This window comes from Pseudomonas sp. LAP_36 (genome assembly GCF_019456785.1).
GTDB lineage: Bacteria > Pseudomonadota > Gammaproteobacteria > Pseudomonadales > Pseudomonadaceae > Aquipseudomonas > Aquipseudomonas tritici.
The window spans coordinates 403,958-425,620 of the sequence record NZ_JAHZMS010000005.1; the positions used below are offsets into that span (position 1 = coordinate 403,958).

Genomic DNA, 21,663 nt, shown 5'->3' on the forward strand with positions numbered 1-21,663 from the left:
TAATGAACGAAGTTTTAGAGAATTTTCGTGCAAAGTGGTAGGTAACAGGCTAATTAAGCTGTAGGAAATTCGAATTTAACCTCCAAACACGCGGATTTATTCTAACCATGATTCTCGACGCCACCGACCTGCGCCTCCTGCATTTCCTGCAACAGGACGGCCGTATCAGCAACCAGGAGCTGGCGGAAAAAGTTGCCTTGTCGCCTTCCGCCTGCCTGCGCCGTTTGCGCCTGTTGGAGAGTGAGGGAATCATCAGCGGCTACCGCGCAGTGCTGAATGCCGAGCAATTGGGAATCGAGCTGGAAGCCATCGTCCACCTGTCGTTACGCCAGGACGTGGAGGATTGGCATGAGACGTTTATCAAGAAGGTGCAGGGCTGGCCGGAAGTCGCCAGTGCCTATGTGATCACGGGCGCCAGCAACTATGTGCTGCGCGTGCAGGCGAGGAATCTGAAGCACTTTTCCGACTTTATCGTGAACCACTTGAACCGCACGGCGGGGGTGATGGATATCCGTTCGGAGATTGTGTTGCAGAAGATCAAGGATCGGGATGAGGTGCTGGATCTGGTCATCCGCAAATAGCGCCAACCACAAAACCCTGTGGAAGCTGGCTTGCCTGCGATAGCGATGGTGCATTCGCCACCGCTATCGCAGGCAAGCCAGCGCCCACATTTTTAACCGCGTTTAGTCTTCGAGGGCGCGTACGCGTTGCATGCGCTTTTGCTCTAACGGCGCCTCAGCCACCTGCAATTCAAAGTCAAAATCAATCTGCGCAAACCGCCCCTCCACGCCAAACTCCTGCGCCAGTTGCGGGTCGTCACTGAAGCGAATCTGCGCAATCAATTCATCCCGCGTGGCGTAGGCAAAATCATCATGCAGGTACGGGTCATCCGACAGGTTGATCTGCGTGGTCAGGTGCCGATGCCCCGGCGCCGAGATAAAGAAGTGGATATGCGCCGGCCGCTGTCCGTGACGCCCGAGTTGATCGAGCAGTTGCTGGGTCGGCCCGCTCGGCGGGCAACCGTACCCCGACGGCACGATGCTGCGAAAACGGTAGTTGCCCTGGGCATCGGTCTCGATGCGACGGCGCAGGTTGAATTCGGATTGCGTCGGGTCGAACCACGAATACGTACCCCCGGTGTTGGCCTGCCACACATCCACAATCGCCCCCGCCAACGGCTTGCCATCGATGTCACGCACCTGCCCGCGCATGAACAGCGGCACCGCATCATCCTTGCCATCATCCAGCCGTGCCTCGTACTTCGACAACGGTGCCCCGGCCACGTACAACGGGCCTTCGATGGTGCGCGGGGTGCCGCCGGACTTGCCGGCCTCTTCATCGGCGGCGTCCATCAACAGGTCCAGGTAATGCTCCAGGCCCAACCCGGCGGCGAGTAAACCGGCTTCCTGGTTTTTGCCCAGCTCGTTGAGGTAGTTGACCGCTTTCCAGAACTCTTCCGGGGTCACCTCCAGGTCTTCGATGATGTTCACGGTGTCACGCAGGAGCCGGTAGATCAGCGCTTTAGTGCGTGGATTGCCGCCGTCGTTAAGGTTGCCGCTGGCTTCTTCGAGAAACTGTTGGGCATGGGCAGTCTGGGATAGTCGGGTGGACATGGTGCATTCCTCATCTTGTAGTTATTGGTTTGAACATCGGCCTAGCGGTCATCCTCATGGATCGACGAAGGGTGACGGCACAAGGCATTCACTTCGATAGCCATGTAGGGGTAAAGCGGCAGCTGCATCAGCAGGTCGTGCAGTTCCTGCACACTGTCGACGTCAAACACGCTGTAGTTGGCGTAGTGCCCGGCAATGCGCCACAGGTGGCGCCATTTGCCGTCTTGTTGCAGGCGTTGCGCCAAGGCTTTCTCATCGGCCTTGAGGCTGGCTGCACGTTCGGGGTTCATGTCGACGGGCAGGTTCACGGTCATTTTTACGTGGAACAACATGGAAGACGCCTCTTAGTGTTTGTCACGACGGAAGAACGCCAGGCGCTCCTCATCGATGGCCAGGCCCAGGCCCGGTGCGTTGGAGACATGCAGCCGAAAATCGCGATAAACCAGCGGCTCGGTGAGGATGTCTTCGGTCAGCAGCAACGGACCGAACAGTTCGGTGTCCCACGCCAGTTTGTTCAGCGTGAGAAAGGCATGCGCAGAAGCCAGCGTGCCGATACCGCCCTCGAGCATGGTGCCGCCGTACAGGCCAATACCCGCCGCCTCGGCAATCGCAGCCGTGCGCAACACTGCGCGGGGGCCGCCGTTCTTGGCGATTTTAAGGGCGAACACCGACGCCGCGCCTTCGCGGGCCAGGTTGAAGGCATCCTCGACACACTCAATGGACTCATCGGCCATGATCGGCGCCGGGCTCGACAGGTTGAGCCGGGCCATGCCGCCACGGTTATTGCGTGAGATCGGTTGTTCGATCAGGTCGACCCCGTTGTCGCCGAGCACCTTGCACGCCCGTAGTGCCACGGCTTCATCCCACGCCTGGTTGACGTCGACACGCACACTGGCACGGTCGCCCAGGGCCTTTTTGATCGCGATCACATGGGCCAGGTCATGGCTGACTTCGCCCGCACCAATCTTCAATTTGAAGATGCGGTGGCGGCGCAGGTCGAGCATCTTTTCTGCCTCGGCAATGTCCTTTTCGGTGTTGCCGCTGGCCAGGGTCCAGGCCACCGGCAACGCGTCACGCACACGGCCGCCGAGCAACTCGCTGACCGGCAGGTTCAGGCGTTTGCCCAGCGCGTCGAGCAAGGCGCTTTCGATACCGGACTTGGCAAAGGTGTTGCCGCGAATGCTGCGTTCCAGGCGCAACATGGCCGCGTTGATATTGCTCGCGTCTTGGCCAATCAACAGCGGTGCGAAGTGGCGGTCGATGTTGACCTTGATGCTGTCGGGGCTTTCATTGCCGTAGCTCAGGCCGCCAATGGTAGTGGCTTCGCCGATGCCTTCGATACCGTCGGCGCAGCGCAGGCGGATGATCACCAGCGTCTGGTTTTGCATCGTGTGCATCGCCAACTTGTGCGGGCGAATGGTGGGGAGGTCGACGATGACGGTGTCGATCGACTCAATGGCGCAAATCGGCATGGCTATACCCGTTGGGTTCTTTTTAGAGTTGCGCCGATTCTGTTCCGCATCTTTCGAGGCTTCCAATATAGAATTAGTCTCGACCAATACCCTAAAGGTATGAAAGGAGCCGTCATGGAACTGCGTCACTTGCGCTATTTCCAGGTGCTGGGAGAAACCTTGAACTTCACCCGCGCCGCCGAACGCCTGCACATCGCCCAGCCGCCGCTGAGTCGGCAGATCCAGCAATTGGAGGATGAGTTGGGCGTGATTTTGCTGGAGCGTGGCCGGCCGCTGCGGCTGACCGAGGCCGGGCGGTTCTTCTATGAGCACGCCAATGTGCTGCTGGAGCAACTGAACAAAGTCTGCGACAACACGCGTCGCATCGGCCAGGGTGAAAAGACCTGGCTGGGTATCGGTTTTGCACCCTCGACCTTGTACGGCGTGCTGCCTGAATTGATTCGGCGATTGCGCAGTCATGAGGCGCTGGAGCTGGAATTGGGGCTGTCGGAGATGACCACCTTGCAGCAGGTCGAGGCGCTCAAGGCCGGGCGGATTGATGTGGGGTTCGGACGGATTCGTATCGACGATCCGGCCATCGTCCAGCGTGTGCTGGTGGAGGATCGGCTGGTCGCCGTGTTGCCCGCCGGTCACCCCTTGCTGGGCGCGCCCGCCACCCTCACTCAGCTGGCCGCCGAGCCGTTTGTGCTTTACCCCGGCAACCCGCGCCCCAGCTATGCCGACCACGTGATTGCGCTGTTCGACGCCCATGGCTTGAGCCTCAAGGTGGCGCAGTGGACCAACGAATTGCAGACCGCTATCGGGCTGGTCGGCGCCGGGATGGGGGTGACGTTGGTGCCGGCTTCGGTGCAGGTGCTGCACCGGGCGGATATCGGCTATACGCCGATTGTGGAAGCCACGGCGACGTCGCCGATCATCCTCAGCCGACGGGTGAATGATCAGTCGCCGGGACTGAATCATTGCCTGCAACTGGTGGAAGAATTGATCTGAGCCCTCCCAAACACTGAGGATCCAATGTGGGAGCTGGCTTGCCTGCGATAGCGCTTGGTCAGTTGGCACATCTATCGGCTGGCCCACCGCTATCGCAGGCAAGCCAGCTCCCACAGTTTGATCTTCATTGTCTTCAGATACTGCGCATGCGCTTGCGCTGCTGGGTCTGGCTGGGGGATTCGTCGAACAGCTTTCGGTATTCGGCCGAAAATCGCCCCAGGTGGGTAAAGCCCCAGCCCAAGGCGATCTCGGAGATCGTACGGGTGGGGCCATGCTCGAGGATTTCTTGGCGCACGGCAGAAAGCCGGTATTTCTTCAAATAAGCCATCGGCGACAGCGCGAAGTACTTACGAAACGCATCGAACAGCTTGAACCGCGACACCCCCGCAGCTGCTTCGAGGTCTTCAAGGTGCACGACTTCGCGAGCGTTGTCGTGGATGTACTGGCGCGCACGGATCAGGTAGTGCGGCAGTTTCACGCCCAATACGTCGCGCAGTTCTTCGGAGTAATTGTTCGGCTGGGCCAGGATCAGGCCCTTAATCAACGAACTTTCCAGGTCGCGGGTGAACGCAGCCTGCTCATACAACTCGCTGCCGTGTTCCAGCTCCGCAATGAAGTAACGCGCCATGCGCCACCACGACGCTGAAGCGCCGTCCACCGCGTCCATCACCGACTCAAAGCGCAACGGCGCCTCAATCGGCCGATGCAGCAACCCTTCCAGGGACTCGCTCATCGCTGCGCGCGTGATCACCACCTGCAACTTGCGACAGTCACCGGAAATCGCCAGCACCTGGTGCTCGTTAGGCGAGATGATCACCCCTTGGTCACGGTTGGAACTCAGGCGCTCGCCGTTCTTGCTCAATTCCTGCTCGCCCACCAGCGGCAGGCTCAGGCTATAGCTGCTGAAATGCTCGGCGTCTTCGATGTCGATGGTCACGTCGGTGCCGTATTCGATCACGCCCAAGGTAGTGGCGCGCGACTTGAACACGTTGGCGCTGTGATGAAAACGCAGGCGTTCGGGCGTGGCGGTGGCCAGGCGATGGGGCCCGCAGATGCCGGACATCCAGCTGCGGGCGCCTTCCAGGTCGAAGCGTTGAATCGTTTGGCTGCTCATCAGGGTGCACCCACGGCGGTTAGGCTGTTGCGCGCTCTGGCGGCGCGTCGTTGTTGTTCGACAGCAAATAATGCGCCACGCCAGCGCAATGGCCAGCGAGTGGATAGCAATGGTCGATTAAGTGGATAAGACACCGACTTTTCCGACCATTGTCCAGCAAGACAGTAGCGCATTCCGTCACCGGCCTGCACCGGGTTGGGTATTTGCTGCCCAATTATCCGGCGCAGGTTCCCCCATTAAGCGGATAGCCCGCGCCCTGCCCCGCTGCCTCTAATGAACCACCGTTTAGCCCCAATCAAAAAGGTGCCTCCCATGAGTGGTGCAAGAAGCGTCGAGCAATGGAAAAGCTTTATCGAAAGCTGCCTGGATTTTCGCCCCGCAGATGAAGTGTTCCGCATCGCCCGCGACATGTTCACCGAACCGGAACTGTTCGACCTGGAGATGGAACTGATCTTCGAAAAGAACTGGATCTACGCCTGCCACGAAAGCGAACTGGCGAACAACCACGACTTCGTGACGATGCGTGCCGGGCGCCAGCCAATGATCATCACCCGCGATGGCGACGGCCAGCTCAACGCGCTGATCAACGCCTGTCAGCATCGCGGCACCACATTGACGCGAGTCGGCAAAGGTAATCAGTCGACCTTCACGTGCCCATTCCACGCCTGGTGCTACAAGAGCGATGGCCGGCTGGTGAAGGTCAAGGCGCCGGGGGAATACCCGGAAGGTTTCGACAAAGCCACACGCGGCCTGAAAAAAGCCCGCATCGAAAGCTACAAAGGGTTCGTGTTTATCAGCCTGGACGTGAAGGGCACGGACAGCCTGGAAGACTTCCTCGGCGATGCGAAAGTGTTTTTCGACATGATGGTCGCCCAGTCCGCCACCGGCGAGCTGGAAGTGCTGCCGGGCAAGTCCGCCTACACCTACGATGGCAACTGGAAATTGCAGAACGAAAACGGCCTGGACGGTTATCACGTCAGCACCGTGCACTACAACTACGTGGCCACGGTGCAGCACCGCCAACAGGTGAATACCGAGAACGGCAGCGCGTCCGGCACCACTCTGGACTACAGCAAACTCGGCGCCGGCGACGCGAACACCGATGACGGTTGGTTTGCCTTCAACAACGGCCACAGCCTGTTGTTCAGCGACATGCCCAACCCCAGCGTGCGTTCCGGCTACGCCACCATCATGCCGCGCCTGGTCGAAGAGCACGGCCAGCAAAAGGCCGAGTGGATGATGCACCGCCTGCGCAACCTGAACATCTACCCGAGCCTGTTCTTCCTCGACCAGATCAGCTCGCAACTGCGCATTATCCGGCCGATGGCGTGGAACAAGACCGAAATCATCAGCCAGTGCCTGGGGGTGAAAAACGAGTCGGACGCCGACCGCGAAAACCGTATTCGCCAGTTTGAAGATTTTTTCAACGTTTCGGGCATGGGCACGCCGGACGACCTGGTGGAGTTTCGCGAAGCCCAGCGTGGTTTCCAGGGCCGGCTGGAGCGCTGGAGCGATATCTCGCGCGGCAGCCATCGCTGGGCAACCGGGCCCACGCCCAACAGCGAAGCCATCGGCATCCAACCGGCCATGACCGGCACCGAGTTCACCCACGAAGGCCTCTACGTGAACCAGCATCGCAACTGGCAGCAATTCCTGCTCGATGGCCTGGACCGACAAGCGCTGAAACTGCGGGAGGTGGAATGATGAACGCGTACCTGCAATACCAGATAGAGCAGTTTTTCTACCGCAAATCCGAGCTGTGCGACGCCCAGGACTGGGATGCCTATGTGCAACTGTTCGATCCGCAGAGTGAATTCCACCTGCCGCAATGGGACTCGGAACACGTCTACACCCGTGACCCCAAGCGCGAGATGTCGTTGATCTATTACGCCAACCGTTCGGGCCTGGAAGACCGCGTGTTTCGGTTGCGCACGGGTAAGGCGGCGTCGGCGACACCCATGCCGCGCACACTGCACCTGATCAATAACGTGCGGATTGCCGAGCAGGCGGGTGGGGCGCTGGAAGTGCGATTGAACTGGCACACGTTGTTTTATCGGATGGCCACTTCGGAGCAGTTTTACGGGCAGGCCACTTACAGCCTCAAGCCCCATGGCGACAGTTGGTTGATTACGCGCAAGCACGCGTTGCTGCTCAACGACAGCATCAACTCGGTGCTGGACTTCTATCACTTGTGAACACCTCCCACGTAGCAGCTGTCGAGCCTTGGCGAGGCTGCGTTTGCGGTGTGCCAGGTACGCCGCGAACGCAGCCTCGCCAAGGCTCGACAGCTGCTACGGGGTGTTTGGAGCACAATCAGATGAATCACAAAGTGGCCTTCAGTTTTGCCGATGGCAAGACCTTGTTTTTCCCAGTGGGCGCCCATGAAATCCTGCTGGACGCGGCGCTGCGCAACGGCATCAAAATCCCTCTGGACTGTCGCGAAGGCGTATGCGGCACCTGCCAGGGTCGTTGCGAGTCAGGCGATTACAGCCAGGATTATGTGGACGAAGAAGCGCTGTCGAGCCTCGATCTGCAACAGCGCAAGATGCTCAGTTGCCAGACGCGGGTGAAGTCCGACGCAACGTTCTATTTCGACTTTGATTCAAGCCTGTGCAATGCGCCCGGTCCGGTGCAGGTGCGAGGCACGGTGAGCGCGGTGCAGCAGGTGTCGGCGAGTACGGCGATCCTGCAGGTGCAGTTGGATCAAGCGCTGGATTTTCTGCCGGGCCAATACGCACGCCTGTCGGTGCCAGGCACGGACAGTTGGCGGTCGTATTCCTTCGCCAACCTTCCGGGCAATCAACTGCAATTCCTGATCCGCCTGCTGCCCGATGGGGTGATGAGCAACTACATCCGCGAGCGCTGCCAGGTCGGCGATGAGCTGTTGATGGAGGCGCCACTCGGTGCCTTCTACCTGCGCCACGTCACCCAACCGCTGGTGCTGGTGGCAGGCGGAACCGGGTTATCGGCTTTGCTGGGCATGCTCGACGAACTGGCCGCCAATGGCTGCGACCAACCCGTGCACCTCTACTATGGCGTGCGCGGTGCCGAGGACTTGTGCGAAGCGGCGCGCATCCAGGCCTACGCCTCAAGCATCGCGGACTTCCGCTACACCGAAGTCCTCAGCGCCCCCTCAGAGGATTGGCCCGGCAAGCGCGGCTACCTGACCGAGCATTTCGACTTGGCCGAATGGCGGGACAGATCGGCGGATATGTACCTGTGCGGCCCTCCTCCAATGGTCGAATCCATCCAACAATGGCTGGCGGATCAGGCACTTGATGGCGTTCAGCTGTATTACGAAAAGTTTACGCAGAGTAATATCTGACCCCTCAGCACTTCTGAGGGGTTGGTGCTGCGTGCAATCGACCCTGAGAAAAACAAGTAGAAGGGAATGTTAATGGCGGATGACATGGTTAACCCGGTAGGCCTCAAGCGTGGCCTGAAGAACCGACACATTCAGCTGATCGCCTTGGGAGGGGCGATCGGCACGGGGTTGTTCCTCGGCTCGGCCGGGGTGCTCAAGTCGGCGGGGCCGTCGATGATCCTCGGTTACGCGATTGCCGGTTTTATCGCGTTTCTGATCATGCGCCAGCTCGGCGAGATGATCGTCGAAGAGCCCGTGGCGGGGTCCTTCAGCCACTTCGCCCACAAATACTGGGGCGGCTACGCAGGCTTCCTGGCGGGCTGGAACTACTGGGTACTCTACGTGCTGGTGGGCATGGCCGAACTGACGGCCGTGGGCAAGTACATCCAGTTCTGGTGGCCAGAGATCCCGACCTGGGTCAGCGCCTTGGTGTTCTTCGTCGCGGTGAACCTGATCAACACCCTGAACGTGAAGTTCTTTGGTGAGACCGAGTTCTGGTTCGCAATCATCAAGGTGGTGGCGATTGTCGGCATGATCGTGCTTGGCTGCTACCTGCTGTTCAGCGGCACCGGCGGCCCGCAAGCCTCGGTCAGCAACCTGTGGAGCCACGGCGGGTTCTTCCCGAATGGCGGCATGGGGCTGTTGATGTCCATGGCCTTCATCATGTTCTCGTTTGGTGGCCTGGAGCTGGTGGGTATCACCGCCGCCGAGGCCAGCGAGCCGCGCAAAGTGATCCCGAAAGCGATCAACCAGGTCGTCTACCGGATCCTGATCTTCTACGTCGGTGCGCTCACCGTGCTGCTGTCGCTGTACCCATGGGACCAATTGTTGCAAACCCTCGGCGCGTCGGGCGATGCCTACAGCGGCAGCCCGTTTGTGCAGATCTTCTCGCTGATCGGCAACGACACCGCTGCGCACATCCTCAACTTCGTGGTGCTGACCGCGGCGCTGTCGGTGTACAACAGCGGCGTATACTGCAACAGCCGCATGCTGTTCGGCCTGGCCGAGCAAGGCGATGCCCCGAAAGCGTTGATGAAACTCAACAAGCAAGGCGTGCCGCTGCGGGCGCTGGCGATTTCGGCACTGGTGACGATGCTGTGCGTGGTGGTCAACTACGTCGCGCCGCAGAGTGCGCTGGAGTTGCTGTTTGCGCTGGTGGTTGCCTCGCTGATGATCAACTGGGCGTTGATCAGCATCACCCATATCAAGTTCCGTAAGGCCATGGGCGAGCAAGGCGTGACACCGTCGTTCAAGACCTTCTGGTTCCCGTTCAGCAACTACCTGTGCCTGGCGTTCATGGTGATGATCATCAGCGTGATGCTGGCGATTCCAGGGATTAACAAGTCGGTGTATGCGATGCCGGTGTGGGTGGGGATTATCTATGTGGCCTATCGGTTGCGGGTTCGCAGGAGTAACGCGGTAGTCAACGCACAGTGATCCCTGTGGGAGCCGGGCTTGCCCGCGATAGCGGTGTATCAGTCGCTGAATGTGCGAGCTGATATACCGCTATCGCAGGCGAGCCAGCTCCCACAGGTTTGATTGCATTCCAAATGAAAAGCCCCGGTAATCCGGGGCTTTTTGTTTAAAGCGTTGAGCGTACTCGCCACAACTCGGGGAACAACACCGTGTCGAGCATCTTGCGCAAATAGCCCACGCCTTCGGTGCCGCCAGTACCCGGCTGGAAGCCGATAATCCGCTCCACCGTGGTCACATGGCGGAAGCGCCACTGACGGAACGAATCCTCCAGGTCGATGAATTTCTCGGCCAACTGATACAAATCCCAGTACCGGCTTGGATCGCGATACACCTCGCGCCACGCCGTCTCCACGGATTCATCGTGAACCGTCGCCGCCGTCGGGTCGCGCTCGGCACGTTTCGGGTCAATCGCCAAACCCGCCTTTACCATCAGGTTGATCGCCTCGTCATACAGCGATGGCGTAGCAATCGCCACTTTCAACTCATTCAACAGCTCCGGCCGATGGGCGTGGGGCCGCAACAGCGCCGCGCTTTTATTGCCGAGGATAAATTCGATCTCACGGTACTGGAACGACTGGAACCCAGACGACTGCCCGAGGAACGGCCGAATGGCCTTGTACTCCGACGGCGTCATCGTCGCCAGCACCGCCCAGGCGTGCACCAATTGATCAAAGATCCGCGAGACCCGCGCCAGCATCTTGAACGCCGGCGGCAACTCGCCCAGGCGCACGTGTTCGCGGGCGGCCTTGAGCTCGTGGAGCATCAGTTTCATCCACAACTCAGAAGTCTGGTGCTGGATGATGAAGAGCATTTCGTTATGGTCCGGCGACAGCGGGTGCTGGGCGCTGAGGACTTTGCCCAGGTCCAGGTAATCGCCGTAGCTCATGGACTCGGAAAAATTCAGTTCGGCGCTATGCCATTCTTCCGGGGGTTGGTAATCAGGCGAGAAAGGACATTGGCTCATCGCGTGGGCTCCTTGAGCGGGCGGAGAATGGCGCGAACCGGGCTGGCGTCGAGGTTGGCAAAACGCAGCGGCAGCGCGATCAGTTCATAGTCGCCCTCCGGCACGTCATCGAGCACGATGCCTTCCAGAATCGCCATGCCATGGCGGAACACGGCGTTGTGGGAATCCATGGTCTTGGACTGCTGCGGGTCCAGGGACGGGGTGTCGATACCGATCAAACGCACACCCAGGCTGGCCAGCAGCTCGATGGTTTGCGGGGCGATGGCGGTGAAATTCGAATCCCATTGGGTCAGTGGCGCTTGTGGATAAGTGCGCAGCAACACACGCTCGGGCAACTTATCCACACGGCCTTCCAACTGATGCGGCTGCACCAGTGCGCCGCTGTCCAGGCAATGCAGCACCCGGCACGGCCCCATGTACACGTCCAGCGACACTTCACCGATCGGTGCACCGTCGGCGCTGTAATGCAGCGGTGCATCCACATGGGCGCCGGTGTGCGGCGACAAGGTAATGCGCCCGACATTCACCGGGCACTCCGGGCCGAACTGCCACACGCGCTCTTCCTGGAACGGCGTATCGCCCGGCCAGGTCGGGGTCGCCGTACTCAAGGGTGGGCTGATGTCCCACCACGTTTTTATTGGGTTCATTTGAAGGCTCTCGACGGGTACTGGGGTGAATGATACGAGGGCCTGCTGCGAATTTTCTTGCGAATTCTGGCGCGAAGCGGGAAATCTTTCGCACTTACTGCGAGGAATGGGTGGATTGGCGCATAAAGCTATCGCTCAGCCTTACAGCATCCCCCCTGTGGAAGCCGGTGATTCAACGATCATCAGGTAGCTGCGCTTCTGGGCATCCCAATGTCGAGTCCAGACCACTGGCGCAACGCCCAAGGCCTTAGGGTGGATCTTTCCATTCACTGCCCTGGAGTCATCATGTCCACGCCCATCACCGTACTGCGCGACACCCACCCCCTGCCGGTCCTGGACGCGTGCAAATGGGAAAAGCTCGAAGGCGACCCACACACCGTCAACCTCAACGCCTACACCAGCGAAGACGGCAGCAAGATCATGGGCACCTGGATCTGCACACCGGGCAAGTGGTACGTGGACTACGTGAAGTGGGAATACTGCCACTTCCAGGAAGGCTACTGCATCATCACGCCAGAAGGCCTGGAGCCGATTCACTTGCGGGCTGGGGATATCTTTGTGGTGGAACCAGGGATGAAGGGGACGTGGGAAGTGGTCGAGACGGTGCGTAAGTATTTTGTGTTTGCTTGAGCCGCAAAAAACCGGGAGCCCGCCACAGGCAGGCCCCCGGAAAACGCCCTATTTGGGCTTGCGATAGCTGTTGATAATCGCCGAGAAGTCCTTGCCCCCTTCCCCACGCTGGCTCATTGATTGATACAACTGCTGGGCCACGGCGCCGAGGATCACCGGCTGCTTGGCCTGGCGCGCCGCTTCAGTGGCCAGGCCCAAATCCTTGAGCATCAAGTCGGCACCAAACCCGCCGGTGTAGCCACGGGACGACGGCGCGGTTTCAACCACGCCCGGCCATGGGTTGTAGGTGTCGGAACTCCAGCAACGCCCGGTGGAGCTGTTGATAATGCCCGCCAGCACTTGCGTGTCGATACCCAACGCATCGCCCAGGGCCATGGCTTCGCTGACGCCGACCATGCTGATGCCCAGCAACAGGTTGTTGCAGATTTTGGCGATTTGCCCGGTGCCCACGTCGCCGCAATGCACGATATTGCGGCCCATCTGCGCCAGCACCGGTTGCAGGGTGGCGAACAGTTCCGGGTTGGCGCCGACCATGAAGGTCAGCGTACCCGCCTGGGCGCCACCCGTGCCGCCAGAGACTGGCGCGTCAGCCACGGCCACGCCTTGCTTGGCCGCTGCAGCCGCCACATCGCGGATGGTTTGCGGGTCGATGGTGCTGCAATCCACTGCGGGTACGCCCTTGCCGATGCCAGCGAGTACGCCGTCTTCATTCAGCCAGACGCTGCGCACGTGGGCTGCAGCCGGCAGCATGGTGATCACCAGCTCCGCGCCGTTGGACGCATCACGCGGTGAGTCGCTGATAGTGCCGCCCAACTCGGCCAGTTCCTTGAGCACCGTCTGGTTCAAGTCGAACAGGTTCAGCGCGTGGCCGGCCTTGATCAGGTTGCGGGCCATGGGCGCGCCCATGTTGCCCAAGCCGATAAATGCAATCTTCATGGTCGTCTCCCGAATCAGCGCAGGTTGATGGTGGTGTTGACGCCATCGTTGACTGTGTCGTCATCGAACCAGCGGCTGGTGACGGTTTTGGTCTGGGTGTAGAACTGCACCACTTGCTTGCCGTACGGGCCGAGGTCGCCGAGCTTGGAACCGCGGGAACCGGTGAAACTGAAGAACGGCACCGGCACCGGAATCGGGATGTTGATGCCGACCTGGCCTACATCGATTTCGCTCTGGAACTTACGCGCCGCCGCCCCGCTCTGGGTGAACAGGCCGGTGCCGTTCCCGAACGGGTTGGCGTTGACCAGTGCGATGGCCTCATCCAGGGTGTCGACTTCCAGCACCACAAGCACCGGCCCGAAAATTTCCTGAATGTAGATTTGCATGGAGGGGGTCACGCCCGAGAACAGGGTCGGGCCGACAAAGTTGCCTTGCTCGTAGCCCGGCACCTTGATGTCGCGGCCGTCCAGCTCCAGCTTGGCGCCTTCTTTCACGCCGCTTTCGATCAATTCCAGGATACGTGCCTTGGCGCGCTTGGAGATCACCGGGCCCACATCCGTGCCCGCTTCGCTGCCCGCGTTGACCTTGAGCTTTTGCGCCAGCGCCTTGAGATCCGGCAGCCACTGCTTCGACGCGCCCACCAGCACCACCACCGAGGTGGCCATGCAACGTTGGCCCGCCGCGCCGAAACCGGCACCGACCAGGGCATTGAGGGTGTGTTCGCGGTTGGCATCCGGCAGCACCACCGCGTGGTTCTTGGCGCCCATCATCGATTGCACGCGCTTGCCGTGTTTGCCGGCCAGGTCGTAGACGTGAGTACCCACGGCAGTCGAGCCAACAAAGGACACGGCCTTGATGTCTTTGTGGGTGCACAGCGCATCCACCACATCCTTGCCGCCGTGCACCACGTTGAGTACGCCGGCCGGCACACCAGCTTCCAGCGCCAGCTCCACCAGCAGCATGGTGGACAGCGGGTCCTGCTCGGACGGTTTAAGGACGAACGTGTTACCGCAGGCAATCGCCATCGGGAACATCCACAGCGGAATCATCGCCGGGAAGTTGAACGGGGTGATACCGGCGCACACGCCGATGGGTTGGCGCAGCGTGTAGGTATCGACGCCACCGGCGACGTTTTCAGCGAATTCGCCCATTTGCAGGGTGCCGATGGAACACGCGTGCTCCACCACTTCCAGGCCACGGAAAATATCGCCCTCGGCATCGGCAATGGTCTTGCCCTGCTCGTTGCTGAGCACCACGGCGATGCGCTTGGAATGTTCGCGGATCAAGGCTTGCAGCTTGAGCATGATGCGCATGCGCGCGCCGATCGGCGTCAGCTTCCAGGTCTGGAAGGCGCGATGGGCGGCGTCGATGGCGGCGTTCACTTCATCGGCCGTGGCGAACGGGACTTTGGCCAGCACCTGCTGGGTGGCCGGGTTGACGATGTCTTGCCACTCGGTGGTCTTGGACTCGACCCACTCGCCGTTGATCAGCAACTTGACCTGTTGCACGGAAATATCGGCAGATGCGTTCATGTGGTCTCCAAATCTTATAGTTATGCAGAGAACCAAGGCGTTGAATCGCCTTGAAGAATGAGGCGTTCGGACTGTTTTTGGAGTATAGATGTGCAAATCTCTAATAAGAACGCACATAAAAGCCGGACCAATATGCAAAAAAACATCACGTCGCTGGGCTCCCTGAACTGGGATGACCTGAAGTTTTTCCTCGAAGTGGCCCGCACCCGCAAGGCCAGCGTGGCCGCCAAGCGCCTGGCGGTGGACTACACCACCGTGTCGCGGCGCATCAGTTCACTGGAAGCGTCCCTCGGCACCCTGCTCTTCGAAAAATCCCGGACCAACGGCTTCGTCCTCACCCCCGAAGGCCAGCGTTTGCTGGGCTACGCGGAGTCCATCGAAAGCACCCTGCACATGGCTTGCGAACAGGTGTCCGGCTCCGGCGTGGCACTGTCCGGCCATGTGCGCATGGGCTGCACCGAAGGCTTCGGCAGCTTTTTCGTCACCCCGCAATTGAGCCACTTCGTCGACACCTACCCGGCGATCTCAGTGGACATCCTGCCCCTGCCCCACTTCATCAGCCTGTCCAAGCGCGAAGCCGACATCGTTATCGCCCTGGAGCGCCCGGAACACGGGCCCTACGTGTGCTGCAAATTGTGTGATTACAAACTGCAGCTGTACGCGACCCAAGAATACCTGGACCAACACCCGCCGATACAACGCCCGGCGGATTTGGCTGAGCATCCGTTCATCAGTTATGTGGATGACCTGGCGTTCAGCTCGGAGCTGCTGTACCTGGCGAACGTGGTGCCCGGCGCCAGCGCCAGCCTGCGCAGTACCAGCGTGATCGCGCAGTACGTGGCGGCGCAACAGGGGCGGTCGATGGCGATATTGCCGTGCTTTTTGGCGGCGCAGGATCCGCGGTTGCTGCCGGTGCTGGGGGCGCAGATTGCGATCACACGGCAGTTCTGGATGTATTGCCGGGAGGATTTGAGGAAGTTGAAGCGGATCACGTTGTTGTGGGATTACATCAGGGAAGTGACGGAGCAGAATCAGGGGTTGTTGATGGGGGAGACGCGGGAGATCAGGTTCGCGGATTAAAGGGCCATCAACGATGATTCGCTTTAAATAGCAGGACGTTTCCTAGAGGCTCTCTACCCCATTGCGCCTTACCGTTTGGGTCACTAGCCTCCTGACTTCGCTGCTCATCAGCGATCGGGTTTAGCGACTCTGATTAGTTGGGATGTGATGCCCAAGTATTGCCAGGCTTTTTATCTGTCTTTACCGTTTTATGGCGGCTGTACGCGGGAGACCTTCGGGTCTGCCGATAAGCGAACACCGTTCGAATGCGGGAGGAGCCTTGCTCCTTCCTACATTTAAACCGCACCAGCCCCGGCAATTTGCGGATACCGAGCCCGAACTTCGCGCAGAAACTTACTCGCACTGGTCTTGAGCCATTCAATCAGCCGAGCGATATCCGGCTCTAATTGCCGCCCGTTTCGACAAATGATGTAGTACGCCGCTGGCGACATCATCGCGGGGCTTTTCAACGCAACCAACGCGCCGTCTTCCAATTGGTCGTATACCAACGCAGTCCTGCCCAGTGCGATGCCTGTGCCCTTCACCGCCAGGCTGATCGCCAGGCTCGAATCCGGAAATCGCGGCCCATGGTGATAAGGCGGCGCCGCCAGCCCCTGAAACGCAAACCAGCTTTCCCACCCCGGACACACCTGATCGTCCACCCGATGAATCAGCGGGTACCGGGAGACATCCTCCAGTGAAATATCCCCCTTCAACCGTAGAAATTCCGGCGAGCAAACGGGAAATACTGCGTCGCACATCAGCAGTTCAACATGATGATCCGGATAATCGCCGTACCCCATCACCACCGCGACATCGTATTGATGAGCTTCCAGGCTGGTGCTGTTCATATCGGCGCTAGTCAACACCAGATCAAGGTTGAACGAGGCCTCTGTGTGCGACCCATGCATCCTGGGGATTAGCCACGTCGAACAGAGAGAAGACGTGCATGAGAGGTACAACGGTCGGGATTTACCGGGGTTGAGAGATTGCAGTACCCCATCCAGCGCCTTGAAAAAACCATCGGTAACCGGCAACAAGGCTTGCCCCGCCGGCGTCAGCTTGACGCCGCGTGAATGCCGCTCAAACAACTGCACGCCCCACCATTCCTCCAGGCCCGCAATTTGATGACTAATGGCGCTGGCAGTGAGGTTAAGCTCAGACGCCGCACGCGCAAAACTACCGGTTTGCGCAGCGCTGACGAACGCTTGAAGCATCGGTGTGGGAGGCGGACGCTGAGCCATCAGGTGCTCACTTTGATCAAGATGATCCCGCTAACAATGACGAATGCCGACAGCATCCGTCGCCAGCCGAACCGTTCATGAAAAAACAGCGCGGCAATAATGGCGCCGATAATAACACTGGTTTCCCGCAGCGCTGAGACCTTGGCCACCGCGTCCAGCGACAACGCAAACAACACCAGTGCGTAGGACGCCAAGTAAAAAACGCCGCCTAATAGGCCGACTCGCCAATGCCCACGTATGGCTTGAGCCAAAGCCGAGCGCTCTTTGGAAAATGCCAGCAGTGGGATCGGAATACTCTGGAACACCGTCAGGTAGATGATGTACTGCAGCACCGTCTCGCTGGCTCTTACACCTTTGGCGTCCACTACCGTGTAAGACGCGATAAACGCTCCAGCGCACACCGCCATCAGGATCGGCTTGAACATCTGCGCCGTCATCCTGCGCACGAAGGTCAGGCTGATAATTCCCACACATATCAGCGACACCCCCACCAGCGCCTGAAGTGACAACTGTTCATGCAGCAGAAAGTAGGAAAACAGCGCGACCAATACCGGCGGTACCCCACGCATCACCGGGTAAACCTGACCGAAGTCACCCGTTTCGTACGCTTTGACCAGAAATAACCGATAGACCGTATTGAGTATCACCGAGACGAGGATATAACCCCCTACCTCCAGGCTCGGCACACTGACAAGAGGCAACGCCAGCAGGCATATCACCAGCGCGGAGCCATCCACCATGGCCAAGGTCATGAAGCGACTGCTACCGGCGCGGACTACGGCGTTCCAAGTGGCGTGCATAAAGGCAGAGATCAGGACCAGCGTGATCGCGATATCGGAGTTGTCCATGGGGTTCGGCTTATGGCGGATAGTGGGGGGGATGTAAGTTATGAGCATCGGTGCATCATTGTTTGCGTAACCACATCCGTAGCATGTAGCGATTTAGATCGTTCAAGGATTCCGCATCATCAATCACGCAACGTGGAGTATTCATATCTATAAAGTGCGTACGGGTGTGGAGAAACTTGTTATCGGCTGAAATGAGTACCTGCCCTGGTTCCAGCAACACTCGATGCTGAACCGATGACTGATCGAGAACGGTGTCCAGAAAGTCTAGCGCTTGGGATTGGGCCACTGTTAACGGCACTCCCGCCTTAAGGTGAGCGGACTCAATGTAGACGCGAAAATATCTGATCAGCGGGATACCCTCATTGGAAAAGCTCAGAATAGGTGCTTTGAACAACTGTTCCTCATCTGACATACCGCGGTTTTCAAAAAAGAAGTCGCACTTAAGCTCTTCCAATATTTCTGGAAACGCCATCAGCTCTGCGTATACCGCGCTTGCATCAATCAGAATGCTCTCACCTCCCAAAAGCGCTTTTTGTCCGCAAGCCAAGATCAAGTAATCGATAGGCAACGGGTCGCTCACTCCATCGTTGTGCACATAGGCACCTTGGCGGGTTTGATGGTATCTCGCACCTTCCTCAATGCTCTTACCGCCTCTGTCATAAACCTCAATCACCTTGTGACCGAGATGGTTTTGCACCATTGGCACACCGAGTAGAGATCCAAATGTCCATATCAGCGATTTGAAACTTGCAAGTTTGTCGACCTTAAAACCATCAAGAATCAAGACATGGCTTTCATGATCGACCATGGTTCGGATTCTATCTAGCTCCTTATTCAGGACGGGTAATTGTAGAGGATTGATGTGCGCGGCTTTGGTATCGAATCGAACTCCCTTACGCTCAGACTCGAACAACTCTCTTGCGCTCAACAGCTCGTCAAAAGCAATGTTTGAAAGTCTAGCTTTAGAAACTTCCTGGCGGAAATTACTGACGTTTATGCTCATCGCAGTCCTTTACGGTGGTTAGTTGGCGCGGCCATTTAACTAAGCCCACCCTTTGCGAAAAAGCGAAACCTCGTCAGCCTAGCCATCAAGATTCGTCATGACAGACTTCTCCTACAGGAAACATACTTGACGGTCTTTGCTGAGATACGGTGATGGTGCCTCAACGCAGGCGATGACACCGGGCAGCTAAGCGAACACTGTAGCAAGGCACCGCAAAACCCACTGTGGGAGCTGGCTTGCCTGCGATGGCAGTGTGTCAGTCAGTACATCGCGTACTGATACACCGCGTTCGCAGGCAAGCCAGCTCCCACATTTTGACTGCATTTCAAATTGAATTCGCTCAGCCCGCACTCACCACGATCGACACTCGCCGATTCTCGGTGCGCCCTTCAGCGGTGTCATTGGAGACCACCGGTTTGCTACTGCCCAAGCCGCGCAGCTGGATGTTTTCTTCTTTCATACCCACGCCGGTCAGCACCGTGGCCACGCTTTTGGCACGGCGCAGGGACAGCTGCTGATTGTAGGTTTCCTTGCCAGACGCATCGGTGTGGCCATCGACGCGAACGCGTTCGATACCTACGCCAAGCAGGGCCTTGCCGATACGCTGGACGATGTCGGTGCTGGGTTGGTTGAGGGTCTCGACATCGCTGCCAAACAGCACTTTGCCGGACAGGCCGAATGACCAGCCTTCGTCGGTCATTTCAAAGCCTTGCTGCTTGAGGACCGCGACCTGCGCTGGGGTCAGGCCTTTGGGTGGGGGCGTCTGACAGCCGCCGAGGGCGAGCAGTGCCATCAGCAGGGTGATCAACATGAAACGTGCGGTGGTGAACAAGGGGTCAACTCCTGTGTTGAAGATTGACGGCGGCGTGCTCCGACTCCGCCGTGTGCTGGCCGCCCGAAGACAGGCGCTTGGCCTGGTACATCGCCGCGTCGGCCGCATTGAGCAGGGTGCCGGGGGTGGCACCATGATCGGGGTAGATGGCGATGCCGATACTCAGGGAGGTCAATACCTCGGTATTGCCGGGCACGGGGATCGGCAGGTCCATGCTGGCAATGATTTTGTCGGCGATACGCTCGGCGTCTGCCACCGTGTGCAACGGCGCCAGCAGGATGGCGAACTCGTCTCCCCCCAGGCGCGCCACCAGGTCATCTTCACGCAATTGCGCACGCACACGCTGGGCGACGGCCACAAGGACGGCATCGCCGGCGGCATGGCCAAAACTGTCATTGATCTCTTTGAAGCGGTCGCTGTCGAGATAGAGCACCGCCACCTGTTCTTTGACTTTGGCGGCGCTGCGCAGGGCGCGAATCAGGCGGCCTTCGAAGAACGCCCGGTTGGGCAAACCGGTGAGGCTGTCGTGATTGGCCTGGTGGGCGAGGAATTCGTTTTCGCTCTGCAGGTGGCTTTGCCAGGCTTCCATCTCGCCGAGCAAGGCATTGAAGTCACTGCCCAGGCTGTCGAGCTCGGCGATTTGCGCCGGCGGTACGCGGCGATCGAAGTCACGCTCGCTACGAGCGGCGTGGGCCACGGCGGCAAGGCTTTGCAGCGGGCCGGTGATGCCCCGCAACAAGCGTCGCGCCAAATGCAGGGCAACCCACGCGCTGAGGGCGGTGCAGATCAGGATGCCAGCCAGACCACTGAGCAGGAAGCGCAGCAAGCTACCGCCGTGGCCAGTGAGAAGAATGCTGCCGACGGCTCGCCCTTGGTGGAGGATCGGCTGGCTGATGGGTTGCTCGAGCAGGGTATGCGCCAACTCCAGCTCAACCCGCGACAGCATGCCGGTTTCCGGGCGCACCCACTGAGCCAGCAACTTGCCATTGGCATCAAGGACTTCAGCCTGGGCCACCTCTTCGGTGGAGGCAATCACGCTGAGGGCCTCGGTGGCCGCCGCACTGTCGTTGAACACCACCGCTGCCTCAACGGTATAGCTGATAGAGCGCGCGATCAGGTGCAAGTTGTGTTCGGCATAGACCCTCAGCGCCAGCACGCCGAGCAGCGTCAGGGAAACACTGGCCAGAATCACCGCCACCAGCGCCAGGATCAGGTGCCCCCGGCCGATGACCGAGCGTAGCGTCGGTCGCACTTTATCGGCCTTCATGGTGCGGGCGCTCGGCGACGTGACAACTGCAACACGCTGGGGTGAATACGTACGCCACTGCGGGCGACGGAGTCGAGATTAACTTCGAATGACACTTGCTCATCACTCACCCGCAGGCAGAACAGGCTGCCCACGGTGCACTGGTCGCCGCCTTCGCTGATGCTGAGCACCGGGTGGCCGATCAATGAGGTAAACAGCTGGCTGCGCTCATCGGCACTGAGTTTGCCGATGTACACCGCATCGCAGGCGTTGACGATATCGGGATGGCTGGCCAGCAGGCGCTGCACCACGACCGGACGGCCGGTGGCCTGGGTGGTGCCTTTGATCAGGTCGTCGGTGTACTGGGTCGGGCCGACGATACACAGGCGCAATTGCGCAGGCTCTACCGGCCAGCGCGCATAACTGAGGATACCGAGCACCACTTGGGTGACCGCCTGGGCCCGGTGGGCGGCAAGGTCAATGGGCTCGGACGCCTGGGCGAAGGCGCGTGGTGCGAGCACACACAGGGCCGCCACCAGCAACATGCGTCTCCAGCTCAAACTGCGCTCTGTGGGCGAGACAGCCACGTTCATGCAGCGATACTCTCAGTTTTTTTTCAGATGATGCCGCAACGATAGCACAGTGGTGGAACCCCTCAGCGGAATGGGTCTTCACGTGGCCCGCTATTTTTTC

General features: G+C 59.4%; 22 protein-coding genes. 8 read left to right on the forward strand and 14 right to left on the reverse strand.

The window, feature by feature from the left end:
• Positions 1-107 precede the first annotated feature (107 nt).
• The gene (locus tag JBO08_RS19025; protein WP_016974903.1) at positions 108-581 is read left to right on the forward strand and encodes an Lrp/AsnC family transcriptional regulator; all 474 of its coding nucleotides are present in this window, start codon (positions 108-110) and stop codon (positions 579-581) included.
• 102 nt (positions 582-683) lie between these two features.
• Here JBO08_RS19025 and catA read toward each other — a convergent pair whose 3' ends face one another.
• From catA to JBO08_RS19040, 3 genes are read right to left on the reverse strand one after another with little or no spacing between them, the layout of a single operon-like run.
• Entirely contained in the window at positions 684-1,613 is a 930-nt protein-coding gene (gene catA, locus JBO08_RS19030; RefSeq protein WP_220074421.1) for a catechol 1,2-dioxygenase, read from the reverse strand.
• Between the two features lie 41 nt (positions 1,614-1,654).
• Positions 1,655-1,945, reverse strand: coding sequence for a muconolactone Delta-isomerase (catC, locus tag JBO08_RS19035; RefSeq protein WP_065874670.1), 291 nt, complete (start codon positions 1,943-1,945; stop codon positions 1,655-1,657).
• A gap of 12 nt (positions 1,946-1,957) precedes the next feature.
• Entirely contained in the window at positions 1,958-3,085 is a 1,128-nt protein-coding gene (locus tag JBO08_RS19040; protein ID WP_065880718.1) for a muconate cycloisomerase family protein, read from the reverse strand.
• Between the two features lie 114 nt (positions 3,086-3,199).
• Between JBO08_RS19040 and JBO08_RS19045 the strand changes: the two genes are divergently transcribed.
• Positions 3,200-4,075, forward strand: coding sequence for a LysR family transcriptional regulator (locus JBO08_RS19045; protein WP_065880717.1), 876 nt, complete (start codon positions 3,200-3,202; stop codon positions 4,073-4,075).
• Positions 4,076-4,208: 133 nt separating this feature from the next.
• Here JBO08_RS19045 and JBO08_RS19050 read toward each other — a convergent pair whose 3' ends face one another.
• Positions 4,209-5,189, reverse strand: coding sequence for a helix-turn-helix domain-containing protein (locus JBO08_RS19050; RefSeq protein ID WP_065874667.1), 981 nt, complete (start codon positions 5,187-5,189; stop codon positions 4,209-4,211).
• Between the two features lie 312 nt (positions 5,190-5,501).
• Here JBO08_RS19050 and antA point away from each other — a divergent pair, with 312 nt between their 5' ends.
• From antA to JBO08_RS19070, 4 genes are all read left to right on the forward strand, one after another.
• Entirely contained in the window at positions 5,502-6,893 is a 1,392-nt protein-coding gene (antA, locus tag JBO08_RS19055; protein ID WP_065910238.1) for an anthranilate 1,2-dioxygenase large subunit, read from the forward strand.
• Positions 6,893-7,384, forward strand: coding sequence for an anthranilate 1,2-dioxygenase small subunit (gene antB / locus JBO08_RS19060; protein ID WP_065910236.1), 492 nt, complete (start codon positions 6,893-6,895; stop codon positions 7,382-7,384). The genes antA and antB overlap by 1 nt, the downstream gene beginning before the upstream one ends.
• Positions 7,385-7,506: 122 nt before the next feature.
• Positions 7,507-8,514, forward strand: a complete 1,008-nt coding sequence (gene antC, locus JBO08_RS19065) for an anthranilate 1,2-dioxygenase electron transfer component AntC (RefSeq protein ID WP_065874664.1) — start codon at positions 7,507-7,509, stop codon at positions 8,512-8,514.
• 72 nt (positions 8,515-8,586) lie between these two features.
• Positions 8,587-9,990 carry an amino acid permease gene (locus tag JBO08_RS19070; RefSeq protein ID WP_065890048.1) on the forward strand — a complete coding sequence of 468 codons (1,404 nt, stop codon included), beginning with the start codon at positions 8,587-8,589 and terminating at the stop codon, positions 9,988-9,990.
• A 145-nt stretch (positions 9,991-10,135) separates the two neighbouring features.
• On the opposite strand, the gene kynA is transcribed toward JBO08_RS19070, so the two are convergent.
• Positions 10,136-10,993 (reverse strand): tryptophan 2,3-dioxygenase, encoded by an 858-nt coding sequence (kynA, locus tag JBO08_RS19075; RefSeq protein ID WP_220074422.1) that lies wholly within the window; start codon positions 10,991-10,993, stop codon positions 10,136-10,138.
• On the reverse strand, positions 10,990-11,640 hold the full coding sequence (gene kynB, locus JBO08_RS19080) for an arylformamidase (protein ID WP_065874661.1): 651 nt from the start codon (positions 11,638-11,640) through the stop codon (positions 10,990-10,992). The genes kynA and kynB overlap by 4 nt, the downstream gene beginning before the upstream one ends.
• A 285-nt stretch (positions 11,641-11,925) precedes the next feature.
• Here kynB and JBO08_RS19085 point away from each other — a divergent pair, with 285 nt between their 5' ends.
• Complete coding sequence (locus tag JBO08_RS19085) at positions 11,926-12,270, forward strand: cupin domain-containing protein (RefSeq protein ID WP_049711538.1); 345 nt, start codon at positions 11,926-11,928, stop codon at positions 12,268-12,270.
• A 48-nt stretch (positions 12,271-12,318) separates the two neighbouring features.
• Here the strand turns inward: JBO08_RS19085 and mmsB are convergent, their stop codons facing one another.
• Positions 12,319-13,206 (reverse strand): 3-hydroxyisobutyrate dehydrogenase, encoded by an 888-nt coding sequence (gene mmsB, locus JBO08_RS19090; protein WP_220074423.1) that lies wholly within the window; start codon positions 13,204-13,206, stop codon positions 12,319-12,321.
• 14 nt (positions 13,207-13,220) lie between these two features.
• Positions 13,221-14,738, reverse strand: a complete 1,518-nt coding sequence (locus tag JBO08_RS19095; RefSeq protein WP_220074424.1) for a CoA-acylating methylmalonate-semialdehyde dehydrogenase — start codon at positions 14,736-14,738, stop codon at positions 13,221-13,223.
• Positions 14,739-14,870: 132 nt separating this feature from the next.
• On the opposite strand from JBO08_RS19095, the gene JBO08_RS19100 reads away from it, so the two are divergent.
• A complete protein-coding gene (locus JBO08_RS19100) occupies positions 14,871-15,818 on the forward strand; it encodes a LysR family transcriptional regulator (RefSeq protein WP_065874658.1) in 948 nt (315 codons plus the stop codon).
• A 275-nt stretch (positions 15,819-16,093) separates the two neighbouring features.
• Here the strand turns inward: JBO08_RS19100 and JBO08_RS19105 are convergent, their stop codons facing one another.
• From JBO08_RS19105 to JBO08_RS19130, 6 genes are all read right to left on the reverse strand, one after another.
• Positions 16,094-17,041 carry a LysR substrate-binding domain-containing protein gene (locus tag JBO08_RS19105; RefSeq protein ID WP_065880782.1) on the reverse strand — a complete coding sequence of 316 codons (948 nt, stop codon included), beginning with the start codon at positions 17,039-17,041 and terminating at the stop codon, positions 16,094-16,096.
• The gene (locus JBO08_RS19110) at positions 17,041-17,889 is read right to left on the reverse strand and encodes an EamA family transporter (protein ID WP_065945770.1); all 849 of its coding nucleotides are present in this window, start codon (positions 17,887-17,889) and stop codon (positions 17,041-17,043) included. The genes JBO08_RS19105 and JBO08_RS19110 overlap by 1 nt, the downstream gene beginning before the upstream one ends.
• 55 nt (positions 17,890-17,944) lie before the next feature.
• Entirely contained in the window at positions 17,945-18,892 is a 948-nt protein-coding gene (locus tag JBO08_RS19115) for a TauD/TfdA family dioxygenase (protein WP_065874655.1), read from the reverse strand.
• A 340-nt stretch (positions 18,893-19,232) separates the two neighbouring features.
• Positions 19,233-19,724: an OmpA family protein gene (locus tag JBO08_RS19120; protein WP_065874654.1), complete on the reverse strand. Its 492-nt coding sequence runs from the start codon at positions 19,722-19,724 to the stop codon at positions 19,233-19,235.
• 4 nt (positions 19,725-19,728) lie between these two features.
• Complete coding sequence (locus JBO08_RS19125; RefSeq protein WP_065945768.1) at positions 19,729-20,991, reverse strand: diguanylate cyclase domain-containing protein; 1,263 nt, start codon at positions 20,989-20,991, stop codon at positions 19,729-19,731.
• Positions 20,988-21,563 (reverse strand): YfiR family protein, encoded by a 576-nt coding sequence (locus JBO08_RS19130; protein WP_220074425.1) that lies wholly within the window; start codon positions 21,561-21,563, stop codon positions 20,988-20,990. The genes JBO08_RS19125 and JBO08_RS19130 overlap by 4 nt, the downstream gene beginning before the upstream one ends.
• Between the last annotated feature and the right edge of the window lie 100 nt (positions 21,564-21,663).